Consider the following 16,668-nt stretch of genomic DNA (forward strand, 5'->3'; position numbering starts at 1 on the left):
CTGGACTGCCGGTGGGCCGGGCTGGACGGCCGGTGGGCCGGGCTGGACTGCCGAGGGGACGGCCGGTGGGACGGCCGACGCGCCGGAGTCGACGGCCGATGGGACCGAGTGGGGAGGCGAAGGAGATGGCCGAGGAAGGGCTGCCCGAAGAGCTGCGGGCGCTCGGGCGGGCGCTGGAGATACCGCCGTCCGGCGGACCGTCGCGGCACGGCGTGTCGCGGGCGGGCGGCGTGGAGCCGGAAGCGAGCATGCCGCCGGAGGGAAGCATGCCGCCGGAGGGCGGCGGGGCTTCGGCGGGCGGCCGGGCCCCGGCGGAAGTCAGGGCTCCGGAGGCAGGCGTCCCCCTGGACGGCGGGGAGACGCTGGTCGAGCGGGTGCTCGCCCGGATCGTGGGCCTTCCGGTGCCGGTGGCCGGCGACCGGATCCAGGAGGAGCAGTGGTGGCAGCCCCTGCCCGGCCTGGAGGCCGGGCAGGGGCCCGCGCCCGGCGTCAGCCGGTCGGCAGACCGGGAGCCGGATAGGCCGCCATCAGCTCGGACACCTCGGCCCTGATCTTGGCGAGGGCGCCCTCGTCACCGCTCTTCGCGGCGGTCACCGCGCGGTCCATCCACTCGGCCACGGCGGGCATGTGCTCGGTGGACAGACCGCGCGAGGTGAGGGAGGGGGTGCCGATCCGGATACCGGAGGGATCGAAGGGCTTGCGCGGGTCATAGGGGACGGTGTTGTAGTTCACCACGATCCCGGCCTGGTCCATGGCCTTGGCCGCGACCTTGCCCGGCACATCCTTGGGCGTCAGGTCCATCAGGATCAGATGGTTGTCGGTGCCGCCGGAGACCAGCTCGAAGCCGCGGGCGAGCAGTTCCTCGGCGAGTGCCTTGGCGTTGGCGACCACGGCATGGGCGTAGTCACGGAAGGCGGGCTGGGCGGCCTCGTGCAGGGCCACCGCGATGGCGGCGGTGGTCTGATTGTGCGGACCGCCCTGGAGCCCGGGGAAGACGGCCTTGTCGATGGCCTTGGCATGGGTCTCGCGCGACATCAGCATCGCGCCGCGCGGACCCCGGAGCGTCTTATGGGTGGTGGTGGAGATGACATCGGCGTACGGCACGGGCGAGGGATGGGCGCCGCCCGCGATCAGACCGGCGATATGCGCGATATCGGCGATGAGGACCGAGTCCACCTCGTGGGCGATCTCCGCGAAGGCGGCGAAGTCGATCGTGCGGGGCACCGCCGTGCCACCGCAGAAGATCAGCTTGGGCCGCTCCTCGCGGGCCAGCTCGCGCACCTGGTCGAAGTCGATCATCCCGGTGTCCTGGCGCACCCCGTACCGGACGCCGCGGAACCAGGTGCCGGTGGCGGAGACACCCCAGCCGTGGGTGAGATGACCGCCCATGGGCAGTGCCATGCCCATCACGGTGTCACCGGGCTGGGCGAAGGCCAGATAGGCCGCGAGGTTGGCGGGTGAGCCGGAGTAGGGCTGGACATTGGCGTGCTCGGCGCCGAAGAGGGCCTTGGCCCGGTTGATCGCCAGGGTCTCCACCTGGTCGATGACCTGCTGGCCCTCGTAGTAGCGGCGGCCGGGGTAGCCCTCGCTGTACTTGTTCTGCAACACCGTCCCGGAGGCTTCCAGGACGGCGGCGGAGACATAGTTCTCGCTCGCGATCAGGCGCAGAGTCTCGGACTGCAACAGCTCCTCGGCGCCGACGAGGGAAGCGAGTTCGGGGTCGGCGGCCGACAGGGCGGGATGGGACAGGGGCAGGCTCATCGAGTCCTCCGGGGCGATCGGTGACGGTCCGGTCGTGTCCCGGGGTGCCCAGGCGGGCGGCACCTCGTGGCGCTGGGGCCGCGCATCGCTTCCTCGTGGTCGGTTCCACGCTCGGCTCGCCAGTCACGATGCGCACCCCCACTCTAGCTAGTGAGACAAGGAGGACAAGATGGGATCGGGACGCTCCGCGGAGCGGGCCATCGCCGCCGCCGAGGCCCATGGCGCGCACAACTACCATCCGCTGCCGGTCGTCGTCGCGTCCGCCGAAGGCGCCTGGATGACCGATGTCGAGGGCCGCCGGTATCTCGATCTGCTCGCCGGATACTCGGCGCTCAACTTCGGGCATCGCAACCGCCGGCTGATCGAGGCCGCCAAGGCGCAGCTGGACCGGGTCACCCTCACCTCCCGCGCGTTCCACCACGACCGCTTCGGCGCCTTCTGCGCCGAGCTGGCCGAGCTGTGCGGCATGGAGATGGTGCTGCCCATGAACACGGGGGCGGAGGCGGTGGAGACGGCCGTCAAAACCGCCCGTAAATGGGGCTACCGGAGCAAGGGCGTACCGGACGGCCGGGCCAGGATCATCGCCGCCGAGAACAACTTCCACGGCCGGACGACCACCCTCATCAGCCTCTCCACCGATCCGGAGGCCCGCGCCCAGCACGGCCCCTTCACCCCGGGGTTCCCGATCGTGCCGTACGGGGACCTGGCGGCGATGGAGGCGGCACTCGACGCCGCGCCCGAGGAGACGGTCGCCGTGCTGCTGGAGCCGATCCAGGGCGAGGCGGGGGTGGTGGTGCCGCCGCCCGGCTATCTGGCCGGGGTCCGGGAGCTGACCCGGGAGCGGAATGTGCTGTTCATCGCCGATGAGGTCCAGTCCGGCCTCGGGCGCACCGGCACCACCTTCGCCTGTGAGCACGAAGGGGTGGTCCCCGATGTCTATGTGCTGGGCAAGGCGCTGGGCGGTGGAGTGATGCCGGTGTCGGCGGTGGTGTCCTCCCGCGAGGTGCTCGGGGTGCAGCGCCCCGGGGAGCACGGCTCCACCTTCGGCGGCAACCCGCTCGCCTGCGCCGTCGCCCTGGAGGTCATCGCCATGGTGCGGACCGGAGAGTTCCAGCGGCGCTCGGCCACGCTCGGCGAGCTGCTCCACCGGGAGCTGGGGCCGCTCATCGGAAACGGGGTGCGGCAGGTGCGCGGCCGGGGGCTGTGGGCGGGGGTGGACATCGAGCCGTCACACGGCACCGGGCGGCAGATCTCCGAGCGGCTCATGGACCGCGGAGTGCTGGTCAAGGACACCCATGACGCCACCATCCGGATCGCCCCGCCCCTGGTGATCGGCGAGGAGGACCTGATGTGGGCGCTGGACCAGCTCAGGGCGGTGCTGGCCGAATGAGCGGGTACGGTCCGGCGGCCCCGAGCGGCTTGGTGGTCCGGCGCGGCGCGGCGGTCCCGCGTAGCTCGGTGGCCCGGTGCGGCGCGGTGGCCCCGAGCGGCGCGGTGGTCCCGGGCGGCTTAGGGGCCCGGTACGGCTCAGCGGTCTGGCTCGGCTCGACGGTCCCGCACGGCTCGGTGGCCCCGCACGGCTCAGCGCCCCCGCGCGGCACGGTGGCCCCGCGTGGCTCGGCGGCCCCGTATAGCTCAGAGGCTTCGCGCGGCTCAGAGGATCACATGGGGGATGAAGCGCGCGTATTCATCCGTCACCAGTCCTGCCGACTCGCGGATGCCGAGTCCGGCCGACTCGCCCTCCACGACCCAGGTGCCGAGCACCACCCGGTTGCCGTCGAAGTCGGGGAGCGGCGCCAGTTCCTGGTAGCAGCACGGCTCATCGCGGAGGACGGGCTCCTCGCCCGGCGGATGCACGGTCACCCCCGCGCCCTCCCGGCCGAGCAACGGTTTGGCCACATAGCCGGTGGTGCGGGCCAGTTCCCGGGGGCCGTCGAGGTAGGCGGGCAGCAGATGGGGATGGCCCGGGAAGAGCTCCCACAACACGGCCAGCAGCGCCTTGTTGGACAGCAGCATCTTCCAGGCCGGTTCGATCCACAGCGTGGATCCGGTGCCGCCCCCGTTGTCGAGCGTGTCCAGCACATGCGGGCCGAACCGGTCGGTGACCAGCCACTCCCAGGGGTAGAGCTTGAAACAGCTCCGGATGAAGCGGAACCGCTTGTCCACGAAGCGGCCCGACAGCCCTTCCCAGCCGATGTCCTCCATGGAGATCGCCTCGGTCCTCAGCCCGGCCTGCTCGGCCGTCTCCCGGAGATAGGCCACCGTCATCAGATCCTCGCCCAGCTCGTCCCCGGCGGAATGGGCGAAGTACAGGGGCGTTCCCGGCGGCAGCAGCGCCGCCTGGGTGCGCCAGGCGTCGACCAGCCGTTCATGGAGGGAGTTCCACTGGTCCGCACCCGGAAAGCGGTCCTCCATCCAGAACCACTGGGCGCTCGCCGCCTCCACCAGCGAGGTGGGCGTGTCGGCGTTGTACTCCAGCAGCTTCGCCGGGCCCGCCTCACCGTCGTAGCGCAGATCGAACCGGCCGTAGACGCTGGGCTGTTCGGCCCGGCGGTGCCAGGACTCGGCGACCAGCCCGGCCAGCCGTGGATCGTGGATGCCCAGGTCGGCGAAGCGGCCGGTCTCGACGATATGGGCGGCCGCGGCCAGCGACATCCGGTGCAGTTCCTCGACCACCTCCTCCAGCGCCTCGACCTCGGGCAGCGAGAAGGCGTAGTAGGCGCTCTCGTCCCAGTAGGGGCGCAGCGAGCCGTCCGGGTAGCGGGTCAGCGGATAGATGACCCCCTGCTCCTCCACCGTGGACTGCCAGTCGCGGCGGGGGTCGATGGTGTGGCGCTTCATCGAGGGACGGCCCGCTCAGCCGCCGCTGGAGCCGGAGCAGCCGAAGCCGCCCCGGTCGGCGGCCTTGCTCTTGTCGAAGGTGCCGTAGTCCGCCCAGCGGCCGCTGACGTCGGAGTCGTAGTACCACTCGCCGTCGACGCCCGCCTTGCCCCGGCTCTTCTTGCCCTTGCCGCCCGTGGTGGACGCAGAGCCCTTGCAGGCGCCGGAGTCGACGACCCGGTACCCGTTCACGGCGTCATAGCTGTTCCGGTCCACACAGCGCTTGTCCGGTTCCGAACCACAGGAGGTGAGCGCCGCCGCCAGCGCGCCCATACCGCCCAGGATCACCGTGCTCGACCGCAGCCGCCGCGTCGTCTTCCGTTCCATCGCAGTCTCCCCCGTTTCTCTCCCCGAGACCGCCGCCCACCCTAGGGGGAACTGCCGCGCCCATGGACGGCGGGGCCCGGCCGCGCCCACGCGGCGGAGCCGCACACCGGCACAGCCCCGCGCCTCTTCGAGGCAGCTTGCGAACCGCGGCCGGTGGATTCCACCGAGTTGCTGAGAGGGGGCTGGCCGGGCTCAGGGCAGCACCCGGCACAGCGCTTCCAGCGCGCCCGTGAAGGCGTGGTCGGGCGGGGTGCCATAGGCGAACACCAGCGCGTCCGGCCCCTCCCCCGGCGCCGGTCCGGGCCCACCCGGCTCCCGCTCCTCGCGGTAGCGGAAGCGGGAGAGCCCCTCCAGGGCCAGGCCCTGCCAGGCCGCGCCCTGCACCACGGACCGCTCGGTGCCCGGCGGCAGTTGGAGCACCGCGTGCAGCCCCGCCTCGATGCCCGTGACCCGCACCCGCGGGGCGCGTTCGGCGAGCGCCGCCACCAGCTGGTCGCGGCGGCGCCGGTAGCGCATCCGCATACCGCGCACATGGCGGTCGTACGCCCCGGAGTCGATGAACTCCGCGAGCGTCAGCTGGTCAAGACCGCCCAACTGCCACTCCCCCGTCCCCTTGACCGCCAGGAGGTCGTCCATCAGATGGTCCGGCACCACCATCCAGGCCAGCCGCAGCGCGGGCGCCAGGCTCTTGCTCGCGGTGCCCAGATAGACCACATGCTCGGGGTCCAGCCCTTGCAGCGCCCCGACCGGCTGACGGTCGTAGCGGAACTCCCCGTCGTAGTCGTCCTCCAGCACCAGCCCGCCCACCCGCGAGGCCCAGTCGACCACGGCGGCGCGCCGGTCGGGGTCCAGCGGAACCCCGATGGGGAACTGATGCGCCGGGGTGAGCAGGACGGTCCGCGGCCCGGGCAGCCGGTCCAGCTCCGCTGTCCGCGCGCCCTGCTGATCGACCGGCAGCGGTATGGTGCGCAGCCCGGCCCCGCGCATCACGTTCCAGTGGATGTCGAGCCCGTAGGACTCCACGGCCACCTCGCGGTGCCCGGCCTTCTGCCGCACCCTGCTGAGCAGGGCCAGCCCCTGGACGAACCCCGCGCAGATCACGACCCGTTCCGGCGCGGCCCGCACCCCACGGGCGCGCGCCAGATAGTCGGCCAGGACCCGCCGCAGCTCGGGCCGTCCGGCGGGGTGACCGTAGCCGAAGGCGTCGTTCGGCGCGGCGGTCAGGGCGCGCCGGGCCGCGGAGAGCCAGGCGGACCGGGGGAAGGCCGAGACATCGGGTTGGCCGGGCCGCAGATCGTAGACGGGCCGGGCGGCGGCCGCGGCGGCGGCGGGCGGAGGTGTGCGCGGCGGGGCGGGTTCGGGCGGTACGACGCGCCGGGCGACCCGGGTGCCCGAGCCCTGCCGGGCCGTCAGCCAGCCCTCGGCGACCAGCTCCCCATAGGCGTCGGCGACGGTGTTCCGGGCGATGCCGAGGTCTGCGGCGAGGGAACGGGAGGAGGGCAGCCGGGTGCCCGGGGCGAGCCGCCCGCCGCGGACGGCGTCGCGCAGCGCGCGGATGAGCGCGTCCCGTACCCCGGTCCCGCCGCCCGGCGGCAGATCCAGATGGAGGTCCGTGCCCAGCCCGGCGGCCCGGTCGGCCGTCCCCTGCCCGGGGTCGCCCGCCCGCTCACCGGCACCGGCCGTCCGGTGCCCTGTCCGCTGCCCGGGGCTGTCCGCGACCTCCCGGGCCCCGCCCGTCCGCTGTCCGGACCCGCCCGGCCCGCCCGGCCGCTGTCCAGATCTGCCTGTCCGCTGTCCGGGTTCGTCCCTCTGAGTGGCCCATGAATCCGCCATGGAAATGGACCATACTCCTGGGCCGCCCGGCCTCTAGCGTGGAGGCATGACGACGACAGAGAGCACTCACCGACACGTCCCCCGGATGCAGTTCGCCAAGGCCGCCCCCGAGGTCTACAAGGCCATGGTCGCCCTGGACGCGGCCGCCAGAAAGGACGTGGACCCGAAGCTGGCCGAGCTGGTCAAGACGCGTGCCTCACAGCTCAACCACTGCGCGTTCTGCATCGACATGCACACCAAGGACGCCCGTGCGGCGGGCGAGTCCGAGGACCGTCTGTACCTCCTCAACGCCTGGGAGGAGGCCGTGGACCTGTACACCGAGAAGGAGCAGGCCGCCCTCGCCCTGACCGAGGCCGTCACCGTCCTGACCGACGGTTTCGTCCCGGACGAGGTCTACGAGCGGGCCGCCAAGCACTTCGAGGAGCGGGAGCTGGCCCAGCTGATCGCCCTGATCCTCACCATCAACGCCTGGAACCGGATCGGTGTGACCACCCGCTTGGCCCCCGGCGCCTACAAGCCCTCGGGCCACTGAGGCGGGCCCGCCATGACGGCACCCGCGACCACCGACGGCGCCCGGACGCTCCGCGCGCTGCACCACGGCCGCGAGCCCGGCGATCCGCTGGTGCTCCCCGGCCCCTGGGACGCCGCCTCGGCCCGGGTCTTCGCCGACGCCGGTTTCCCGGCGCTCGCCACCCCGAGCGCGGGGATCGCGGCTTCCCTCGGCCACCAGGACGGCCAGACTCCGCCGCAGGAGATGTTCGCCACGATCGCCCGGATCGTCCGGGCGGTGGACATCCCCGTCTCCGCGGACGTCGAAGCGGGCTACGGACTGGCCCCCGAGGAGCTGGTCGAGCGGCTGCTGGAGACCGGCGCGGTCGGCTGCAACCTGGAGGACTTCGACCGGGCGGCCGGGCGGCTGGTGGAACCCGGGCGACAGGCGGACCTGCTGGCGGCGGTGCGGGCCGAGGCGGGCGAGGGCCTGGTGATCAACGCCCGGGTCGACACCTTCGTCCACGGCGGCCCGGACATCGGCCCCGAGGCCGCGGCCACCGCCGCGATCGAGCGCGCACGGCTCTATGTGGAGGCGGGCGCGGACTGTGTGTACCCGATCCTCGCGCCCCCGGAGCTGCTGCCCCGCCTGGCGGCCGCCATCGACGCCCCGCTGAACGCGGCGGCGTTCGACCCGGACGGCCCGTCCCCGCGTGAGCTGGGCCGGCTGGGCGCCACCCGGATCACCTTCGGCCCCCGGCTGCTCCGGCAGACGATGGCCGCGGCCGCGGACCTCGTAAAACGGCTGGGCCCGGCACCGTAGAACGGCCGGACCCCCGCCGTGAGACAAGCCGGACCCCGCGCCGTGAAACGGCTGGACCCCGCCCCGTCCCTTGATCGCGGACGAAGCGGGGTCCACCCCATGGGCCTACGGCCGTAGAGCCGCCCCTACGGAATCCACTTCTTCCAGACGTCCGGGTGCGCCTCGACCCACTTCTTCGCGGCGTCCTCGGGCGACATCCCCCGCGAGGCGATCAACTCGGACACCTCGTTCTGGTCCTGCTTGGTCCAGTGGAACTTCTTCAGGAACGCCGCCGCCTTGCCGCCCTTCTTCGCGAAGTCCGCGTTGAGGTACTTCTGAAGCGGTGTGGTCGGGTAGGCGCAGTCGAAGGACTCCGGGTCCTCGGCGCCCTCGTTCGCGCACTCGTCCGTGTACTTGGGCAGCTTGACCTCGACCATCGGCACCTGGTTGAACAGCCACTGCGGCTCGTACCAGTAGCTCAGGAACGGCTTCTTCGCCTTGGCGAACTGCTTCATCTGGGTGATCTGCGCCGCTTCCGAACCCGAGAAGACGATCTGGTAGTTCAGCTTCAGGTTCTTCACCAGCGCCTTGTCATTGGTGACATAGGACGGTGAACCGTCCAGCAGCTGGCCCTTGCCGCCGCTCTCCGCGGTCCTGAAGGTCTTCGCGTACTTGTTGAGGTTCTTCCAGTTCAGGACGTCCGGATGGGCGTCGGCGAAGTACTTCGGCACCCACCAGCCGATATGGCCGGTGACGCCGAGCCCGCCGCCCGGCACGATCGTCTTCTTGTCCTTGACGTACCGCTGCTCCTGGTCCGGGTGGCCCCAGTCCTCCAGAATCGCGTCCACCCGGTCCTGGCTGAGCGCGTCCCACGCCGGAACCTCGTCCACCTGGACGGTGTCGACGCGGTAGCCCAGCTCATGCTCCAGCAGATACTGGGCGACCGCGACATTGGACTGGGCGCCGACCCAGGACTGGACGGAGAGCGTGACGCTCTTCGCCCCGCCCACATTGGCGTACGGCGAGGTCTGCTTGGTCATGTCCGCCGCGCCGCAGCCGGTCGCGGTGAACACGGCCGTGACACCGACGGCGGCCATCAGCAGCTGAGTGCGGGTGCGAGCCATATCAGGCCCCCTTCCTGTCGCGGCGCGCCGTCGGCTGGGTGACCCGGTCGAGCATCAGACCCAGGCAGACGATCGCCGCGCCCGCGACCAGACCGGTGGCCAGATCGCCCTGCGCCAGGCCGAACACCACGTCGTAGCCGAGCGCGCCCGAGCCGACCAGACCGCCGATGATCACCACGGCCAGTACCAGCACCACGCCCTGGTTGACGGCGAGCAGCAGCGCCGGGCGGGCCAGCGGCAGCTGGACCTGGCGCAGCTGCTGCCCCTGGGTGGCGCCGAGCGAACGCGCCGACTCCAGCGCCGCCGGGTCCACGTTCCGCAGCCCCTGGGTGGTGATGCGGATGACGGCGGGCAGCGCGTAGACGATGGCGGCGGCCGCCGCCGGGGCGCGGCCGACGCCGAACAGCGCGACCACCGGGATCAGATAGACGAACTGCGGCATGGTCTGGCACACATCCAGCACCGGCCGCAGCAACCGCTCCAGCCGGGTGGACCGCGCGGCCGCGATACCGATCGCGAACCCGAGCACCAGCGTGACGAAGACGGCGGCCACCACCTGGGAGAGGGTGTCCATGGACGGCTCCCACACCCCGAGCACACCGATCGCGGCCATGGCGGCGGTGGCGGTCAGGGTGGTGGCCCAGGTGCCGATCAGCCAGGCCAGCGCCGCGACGATCAGCAGCACCGCGTACCACGGGAGGCCCTGGAGCCCCTCGCGCAGCGGGTCCAGGATCCACTTGACGTAGTCCGAGGCCCATTCGGCGGTGCCGCCGACGACCGGCACGCCGGTGTAGAGGTGGTCGACCATCCAGTCCTTGAACTGGTTGACGGGCTCCTCGATGGCGACGGTCCAGCCGGTCGGCCAGGTCTGGGACCCGGCCAGCCGCCCGGCGACGGTCACCACCACGGTGATCGCCGCCACGCCCGCCCAGGCCGGCCAGCCGCGCAGCAGCCGGGGCCCGCCCTCGGCCGGCGGGGCGCCGAGGCGCTCGCCCGCCGACGCCGTGGTGCGGTCCATCACGACGGCGAGCAGCACGATCGGCAGGCCGGCGGCCAGCGCCTTGCCGACGTCCACGCTGGACAGCGCCTGGTAGACGCGGTCACCGAGACCGCCGCCGCCGATCACCGAGGCGATGACGGCCATGGACAGCGCCATCATGATCGCCTGGTTGACGCCCAGCAGCAGCTCCTTGCGGGCCAGCGGCAGCCGGGCCGACAGCAGCCGCTGCCGCCAGGTGGCGCCGAGCGAGGTCACCGCCTCCAGCACCCCGGCGTCCGCACCGCGCAGGCCGAGGGCGGTGAGCCGGGCCATCGGGGGCGCCGCGTAGATCACGGTGGCCAGCACCGCGCCCGGTACGCCGATGCCGAAGATCAGCACAACGGGCAGCAGATAGGCGAACGCGGGCAGCACCTGCATGGTGTCCAGCACCGGTCGCAGTGCACGGAACGCCCGTTCCGAGAGCCCGCCGGCCAGGCCCAGCAGCACACCGATGACGACGGACGCGGTGACGGCGACGGCCATCAGCGCCAGGGTCTGCATCGTCGGCACCCACATGCCCAGCAGCCCGCATACGACGAAGGACACGATGGTCGTCACCGCGACCCGCACCCCGGCGACCCGCCAGGCCACCAGCGTCGAGGCGGCGGTGACCCCGGCCCAGCCGAGGGTGAGCAGGACGACGTAGACGGCGCGCACGCTGATGATGACCGCGTTGCTGATGTGGCCGAAGAAGTAGAGGAAGATCCAGTGGCTGTCGCGGTTGTCGATGATCCAGTCGCTGGCCTTGCCGAGCGGTTCCGACACATCGACGGTCAGCGCGTCCGGCCAGGTGCCGCTCGCCCACTTGGCGTGCGCCAGGGGTATGAGAACGGCGGCGATCACCACGAGCACCGCCAGCTTGCGCACGGCGTGGCTGTGGACGGCCGCGCTCAGCGGGGACGGGCGCGGTTCGGGCGCGGCCGTCCCGGTGGCGCCAGGTTCGGTGGTGGGGCGGGTGGCCGTGGCACTCATACGCGCCTCCCGGTCCCGCCCGGCGGGGAGAGGGTCGAGGCGGTGCTCATGCCGCGGCCACCTCCTTGCGGTCCAGGCCCGCGACCACGCTCAGCAGACAGGCGTGGTCGACGACGCCCAGGCAGCGGCCGCCGTCCATGACGCGCGCCAGGCCGCCGCTGCGGGCCACGGCCTCGATCGCGTCGGCGACCGTGGTGCCCGGGGCCAGCGCGGGCCCGCCGTCCTTCTCGTCGGACTTCGCGGGGCGCATGGCACGGCGCACAGTCAGCACCTGCTCACGCGGAACATCGCGGACGAAGTCCCGTACATAGTCGTCCGCCGGGGAGCCGACGATCTCCTCCGGGGTGCCGAGCTGGACGATCCCGCCGTCGCGCATCAGCGCGATCCGGTCGCCGAGGCGCAGTGCCTCGCTGAGGTCATGGGTGATGAAGACCATCGTCCGGCCCTCGTCGTGGTGCAGCCGGATGACCTCCTCCTGCATATCGCGGCGGATCAGCGGGTCGAGCGCGCTGAACGGCTCGTCGAAGAGCAGCACCTCGGGGTCGACGGCCAGCGCCCGGGCCAGGCCCACCCGCTGCTGCTGACCGCCGGAGAGCTGTCCGGGGCGGCGGCGCTCCAGACCGGTGAGCCCGACCTTCTCCACCACCTCGGCGGCCTTGGCCCGGCGCTCGGCCTTGCCCACGCCCTGGATCTCCAGCCCGTAGGCCACGTTGTCGATGACGGAGCGGTGCGGCAGCAGCCCGAAGTGCTGGAAGACCATGGCGGCGCGGTGCCGGCGCAGATGGCGCAGCCGCGCCTTGTCCATGGCCAGAACGTCCTCGCCGTCGATCTTCAAGGTCCCGGAGGTGGGCTCTATCAGCCGGGTCAGACAGCGGACGAGGGTGGACTTGCCGGAGCCGGACAGCCCCATGACCACGAACACCTCGCCCGGCTGGACGTCGAAGGAGACCTCGCGGACGGCCGCCGTACAGCCGGTGCGGGCGCGCAACTCCCCGGCGGACAGCTTCGCCTCGGCGGAACCGGGGATCCGATCGGCCTTGGGGCCGAAGACCTTCCACAGGTCGCGGACCGAGAACACCGGGGTGCGCTCGCCGCTCTCGGGGCTCTTGGGCGTCTCGGGGGCCACGGTCGTCGCCATCACGCCTCGCCTCCCGGCGCGAGCGTGGCGGCTCGCTCATCGGGCCTGTGCCGTTCCCGATCACGATCCTCGAACAGCAGCTCAGCGCACTTCTCGCCCACCATCAGGACTCCGATCATCGGGTTCACGGCCGGCATCGTCGGGAAGACGGACGCGTCGGCGATACGGACGCCGCTCAGGCCCCGGATCCGCAGATCGGGGCCGACCACGGCGAGTTCGTCCGACGTGGCACCCATACGACAGGTGCCCGCCGGGTGGTACACGGTGTGCGCGACCTTGCGGGCGTACTCGCTGATCTCCTCGTCCGAGGTGATCTCCGGGCCCGGGCACACCTCGCGCTTGAGCCAGCTCGCCAGCGGTTCGGTCTTGGCGATCTCACGCGCGACACGGATGCCGTCGACCAGCGTGCGGCCGTCGTAGTCCTCCTCGTCCGTGAAGTACCGGAAGTCGAGGGCGGGCTTGACGGACGGGTCGGCGCTGGTGAGGAAGAGCCGGCCGCGGCTGCGCGGCTTGGGGATGTTCGGGGTCATCGACACACCGTGCTCGGGCTTTTCATAGCCCAGCCGCTCCGGATTGTCGGTGAACGGGATCTGGTAGAAGTGGAACATCAGGTCCGGGCCCCGGGATTCGGGGTCCCGCCGGATGAACAGGCCCGCGTCGGAGTCCATCGCGGAGTTGTCCGGAATCGGGCCGTCCGTCTCCCACACGATGACCGACTCGGGGTGGTCGAGCAGATTCTCGCCAACGCCCGGCAGATCGTGGACGACGGGGATGCCCAGCGCCTCCAGATCCGACCTGGGCCCGATGCCGGAGTGCATCAGCAGCCGCGGGGTGTCCACGGCGCCCGCGCAGACCAGAACCTCGGTCTCGGCCCGGACGAGGATCTCCGCACCGTCCTTGGTGCGCACATGGACGCCGGTGACCCGGCCGGTCTCGTCGAGCTCCAGCCGGTACGCCCAGGTCTCCAGCATCAGATGGAGATTGGGCCGGTCCAGGAACGGATGCAGATAGGCGACGGACGCCGAGGAGCGCTTGTTGTTCTCCGGGTGGTACGCGAGGTCGAAGAAGCCGACGCCCTCGTGGAACGGCTTCTTGTTGAACCCCTCGACCCGCGGCACCCCGGCGGCGGCCTGGGCGGCGTCGACGAAGTCCCGCGCGATCGCGTTCCGGTCCTTCTCGTCCACCGGGACGATGTTGTTGCGCAGCCGCTGGAAGTACGGGTCCATGGACTCCGCGTCCCAGCCCTCGGCACCGGCCTCGGCCCACTCGTCCCAGTCACCCGGCAGCGGCTTGAAGGAGATCAGGGTGTTGTGCGAGGAGCACCCTCCGAGCACCCGCGCCCGGCTGTGCCGGATATGCGAATTTCCGCGTGGCTGCTCGGTGGTGGGGTAGTCGTAGTCCAAGTCGCCGCCGAGCAGCCCGAGCCAGCGGCGCAGGGTGAGCACATCGGGCCGGTCGACATCGGACGGTCCGCCCTCGATGACGGCGACACGGATGCCCGGGTCCTCGGTGAGCCGGGAAGCGATCACCGATCCCGCGGTGCCGCCGCCGATGACGACGTAGTCATATACGACAGGTACGGACATGTGGGGGACTCCTCGCGTCTTCCCCGAACGGCTCACGCGGGCGCGGGCCGGGGGCTGCCGCCCCTGGGGGTGGGGGTGATGCTGGGCGCCTCGGTGGCGTCCACGGGCTTGTCGCCGCCGGTCGCCGTGATCGGGCGCGGCCGGGTCCGGACCCCGGGGGACGGGTGCGGGCCCGGCCGCGGTCCGGGCGGGACCTGCGGCGGAGCGTCAGCCGGCGAACCAGCGCACCGGGCTCGGCCGCAGGTTCTCGTAGACGTGCTTGGTCTCGCGGTATTCGTCAAGGCCCGTGGGACCGAGCTCACGCCCGACCCCGGACTTGCCGAAACCGCCCCATTCGGCCTGCGGAAGATAGGGGTGGTAGTCGTTGATCCACACGGTGCCGTGCCGCAGCCGGGCGGCGACGCGCCGCGCCCGTGCGGTGTCGGCGGACCAGACGGCGCCGGCCAGTCCGTACTCCGTGTCATTGGCGAGTGTGACCGCCTCGTCCTCGGTTTGGAAGGACTCGACCGTCAGAATCGGCCCAAACGTCTCCTCCCGCACCACCCGCATCTCGCGATGGCACTGGTCGAGAACCGTGGGGAGGTAGAAGTAACCGGTGGCGGGGCGGACCGCGTTGGGCTCCGGCTGCTTGCCGCCGCAGCGCAGCAGCGCGCCCTCCTCCAGGGCGGACGCCACATACGCCTCGGTCTTGTCCAGCTGCTGGGCCGAGACCAGCGGACCGCATTCGACACCGTCCTCGGTGCCGCGGCCCAGCTTGATCTTCTCCGCGCGGCGGGCGAGTTCGGCCACGAACCGCTCGCGCACGGACTCCTCGATGATCAGCCGGGCACCGGCCGAGCAAACCTGGCCGCTGTGGATGAAGGCGGCGTTCAGGGCCTGGTCGACGGCGGTGTCAAAGCCCTCGGCGGTGGCGCAGGCGTCGGCGAAGACCACATTGGGGTTCTTGCCGCCGAGCTCCAGCGCGACCTTCTTGACTGTCGGCGCGGCGGCCTGGGCGACCTTGGTGCCGCTGATCAGGCCGCCGGTGAAGGAGACCAGGTCCACATCGGGGTGCTCGGACAACCGCGCGCCCACCGGGTCGCCCGTGCCGGTCACCAGGTTGGCCACCCCGGACGGCAGTCCGGCCTCGGCCAGCAGCCGCACCAGATGGACGGTGGACAGCGGGGTCACCTCGCTGGGCTTGATCACAAAGGTGTTACCGGCGACCAGCGCCGGGGCGACCTTCCAGCTGGCCTGGAGCAGCGGATAGTTCCAGGGGGTGATCATCGCGCAGACGCCGACCGGCTCATGGACCACGACGCTGTGCACATCGGGGGTGCCCGCGTCGATGACGCGCCCGGCCGACTCGCCCGCGGCCAGGTCGGCGAAGTAGCGGAAGGCGTTCGTCACATCGTCGACGTCGACCCGGCCCTCCTCCAGGGTCTTGCCGGTGTCACGGCTCTCGGTGAGCGCGATCGCCTCGCGGTCACGCTGTAGCAGATCGGCGACGCGGCGCAGCAGCGCCGCCCGCTCGGCCACCGGCGTCCCGGGCCAGGGGCCCTGGTCGAAGGCGCGACGCGCGGCCGCGACCGCCGCGTCGGTGTCCTCGACGCCCCCTTCGGCGACGACCGCGAGGGTTTTGGCGTCGGCGGGGTCGAGGACCTCCCGCTGCGCCCCGGATGCGGCCGCCTGCCACACCCCGTCCACATGAATGGTCTCGGCTGCCGCCACGTGATTCTGCCTTCCGGTTCTGCGAGCTTTGCCACTGGTCCAAGCCAGCAACTTGGACCCCTAACCGGAAGGCGCGAACCTATGCGCGATTCGCAACAGAAAGTGGGCCGGGTCACGTGCGAAGCGGGAACTGCGGAAGGGATCGGCCTCAGGAGGCGGTGCAGGAGGCCGTCGGGCAGAAGGTGTCCACCGCCGCCTGGTGGACTTCCCGCTCCTTCGCCCGGTCCCCGGAGGGGCCGATCACCAGCACCGCGTACATGGTGCCGTCGGGCGCGGCGAAGCGGCGGTCGAGGATCCGGCGGTGGCCGGAGCCCTTGGACTCGTACGTGTACTCCAGCTGGGCCGGGTCCATAGCGGCCGAACCCAGCCGGGTGAGGGCTATCCGCTCGTAGTCCCGGTGGGTGGAGGCGATCCGCTCGGCCTCCTGGGCGGACTCGTACGGCGTCGACTCGGGCCCCCGCAGCTCGAAGACCTGGATCATGGTGCTGTCGTCGGGCGAGGTGTAGTAGACGCTGGGGCCCTGCGTGGTCCGCTGCCATCCGTCCGGGACCGCTAGGTGGTATCCGGCCGGGTCGGCCTGGGTGCTGTAGCCCGCGGGCGGGGCGGCCCCCGTCAGGGAGGGGGAGGACGGGGTGCCGAAGGGCGTCGCGGACGGGGACCCGGAGGGCGCCCCGGTCGGCAGGTCCGTGGGGAGATCGGTCGGCCCACCGGTCTCCGGACCGGGCGAGGGGTAGAGATCGCTCGGCTGGGAAGCGTCCCCGCTCGGCGTGGCCGTGGGGGTCTTCTGGTCCCAGGGCAGCGGCCCCGCCTGATGGCGGGAGCCGCCGTCGCCCCCGAAGGCCACCCATCCGGAGAACGCCATCCCCGCGGCCAGGAAGACCGTCACCGCCAGTGCCCGCAGTGCCCGCCTGGTGTCCTGCCCCGGCGCTCCCCCGTCGTGCATGCTCATTTCGCTGCCCCCGATTGTGGATCTCTGCTCCCATAAGCCGACAAGCCGAGCCGGCCGA

The 16,668-nt window shown here is 72.0% G+C and carries 13 protein-coding genes and 1 riboswitch; of the genes, 3 read left to right on the forward strand and 10 right to left on the reverse strand.

Annotation, left to right across the window (positions count from 1 at the left end):
- Positions 1-489: 489 nt before the first annotated feature.
- Positions 490-1,761 carry a serine hydroxymethyltransferase gene (gene glyA / locus NQU54_RS09510; protein WP_257630672.1) on the reverse strand — a complete coding sequence of 424 codons (1,272 nt, stop codon included), beginning with the start codon at positions 1,759-1,761 and terminating at the stop codon, positions 490-492.
- 39 nt (positions 1,762-1,800) lie between these two features.
- Positions 1,801-1,898, reverse strand: a riboswitch (ZMP/ZTP riboswitch).
- A gap of 32 nt (positions 1,899-1,930) precedes the next feature.
- Here glyA and rocD point away from each other — a divergent pair.
- Complete coding sequence (gene rocD / locus NQU54_RS09515) at positions 1,931-3,151, forward strand: ornithine--oxo-acid transaminase (RefSeq protein WP_257630673.1); 1,221 nt, start codon at positions 1,931-1,933, stop codon at positions 3,149-3,151.
- 263 nt (positions 3,152-3,414) lie between these two features.
- Here rocD and NQU54_RS09520 read toward each other — a convergent pair whose 3' ends face one another.
- From NQU54_RS09520 to pdxR, 3 genes are all read right to left on the reverse strand, one after another.
- Positions 3,415-4,602: a glutathionylspermidine synthase family protein gene (locus tag NQU54_RS09520; RefSeq protein ID WP_257630674.1), complete on the reverse strand. Its 1,188-nt coding sequence runs from the start codon at positions 4,600-4,602 to the stop codon at positions 3,415-3,417.
- 15 nt (positions 4,603-4,617) lie between these two features.
- A complete protein-coding gene (locus NQU54_RS09525) occupies positions 4,618-4,968 on the reverse strand; it encodes a hypothetical protein (protein WP_257630675.1) in 351 nt (116 codons plus the stop codon).
- Positions 4,969-5,160: 192 nt separating this feature from the next.
- The gene (pdxR, locus tag NQU54_RS09530) at positions 5,161-6,801 is read right to left on the reverse strand and encodes a MocR-like pyridoxine biosynthesis transcription factor PdxR (RefSeq protein WP_257630676.1); all 1,641 of its coding nucleotides are present in this window, start codon (positions 6,799-6,801) and stop codon (positions 5,161-5,163) included.
- A gap of 46 nt (positions 6,802-6,847) precedes the next feature.
- Between pdxR and NQU54_RS09535 the strand changes: the two genes are divergently transcribed.
- On the forward strand, positions 6,848-7,333 hold the full coding sequence (locus tag NQU54_RS09535) for a carboxymuconolactone decarboxylase family protein (RefSeq protein WP_257630677.1): 486 nt from the start codon (positions 6,848-6,850) through the stop codon (positions 7,331-7,333).
- A 12-nt stretch (positions 7,334-7,345) separates the two neighbouring features.
- Entirely contained in the window at positions 7,346-8,113 is a 768-nt protein-coding gene (locus NQU54_RS09540; RefSeq protein WP_257630678.1) for an isocitrate lyase/PEP mutase family protein, read from the forward strand.
- 125 nt (positions 8,114-8,238) lie between these two features.
- On the opposite strand, the gene NQU54_RS09545 is transcribed toward NQU54_RS09540, so the two are convergent.
- From NQU54_RS09545 to NQU54_RS09570, 6 genes are all read right to left on the reverse strand, one after another.
- Positions 8,239-9,216 carry an ABC transporter substrate-binding protein gene (locus NQU54_RS09545; protein ID WP_257630679.1) on the reverse strand — a complete coding sequence of 326 codons (978 nt, stop codon included), beginning with the start codon at positions 9,214-9,216 and terminating at the stop codon, positions 8,239-8,241.
- 1 nt (position 9,217) lies between these two features.
- Positions 9,218-11,227, reverse strand: a complete 2,010-nt coding sequence (locus NQU54_RS09550; protein WP_257630680.1) for an ABC transporter permease — start codon at positions 11,225-11,227, stop codon at positions 9,218-9,220.
- A 46-nt stretch (positions 11,228-11,273) separates the two neighbouring features.
- Entirely contained in the window at positions 11,274-12,365 is a 1,092-nt protein-coding gene (locus NQU54_RS09555) for a quaternary amine ABC transporter ATP-binding protein (protein WP_257630681.1), read from the reverse strand.
- On the reverse strand, positions 12,365-13,951 hold the full coding sequence (locus NQU54_RS09560) for a GMC family oxidoreductase (RefSeq protein WP_257630682.1): 1,587 nt from the start codon (positions 13,949-13,951) through the stop codon (positions 12,365-12,367). The genes NQU54_RS09555 and NQU54_RS09560 overlap by 1 nt, the downstream gene beginning before the upstream one ends.
- Before the next feature lie 207 nt (positions 13,952-14,158).
- Positions 14,159-15,661 carry an aldehyde dehydrogenase family protein gene (locus NQU54_RS09565; protein WP_257630683.1) on the reverse strand — a complete coding sequence of 501 codons (1,503 nt, stop codon included), beginning with the start codon at positions 15,659-15,661 and terminating at the stop codon, positions 14,159-14,161.
- Between the two features lie 148 nt (positions 15,662-15,809).
- A complete protein-coding gene (locus tag NQU54_RS09570; protein WP_257630684.1) occupies positions 15,810-16,610 on the reverse strand; it encodes a serine/threonine kinase C-terminal domain-containing protein in 801 nt (266 codons plus the stop codon).
- Between the last annotated feature and the right edge of the window lie 58 nt (positions 16,611-16,668).

This window comes from Streptomyces malaysiensis subsp. samsunensis (genome assembly GCF_024519315.1).
GTDB classification, from domain to species: Bacteria; Actinomycetota; Actinomycetes; order Streptomycetales; family Streptomycetaceae; genus Streptomyces; species Streptomyces malaysiensis.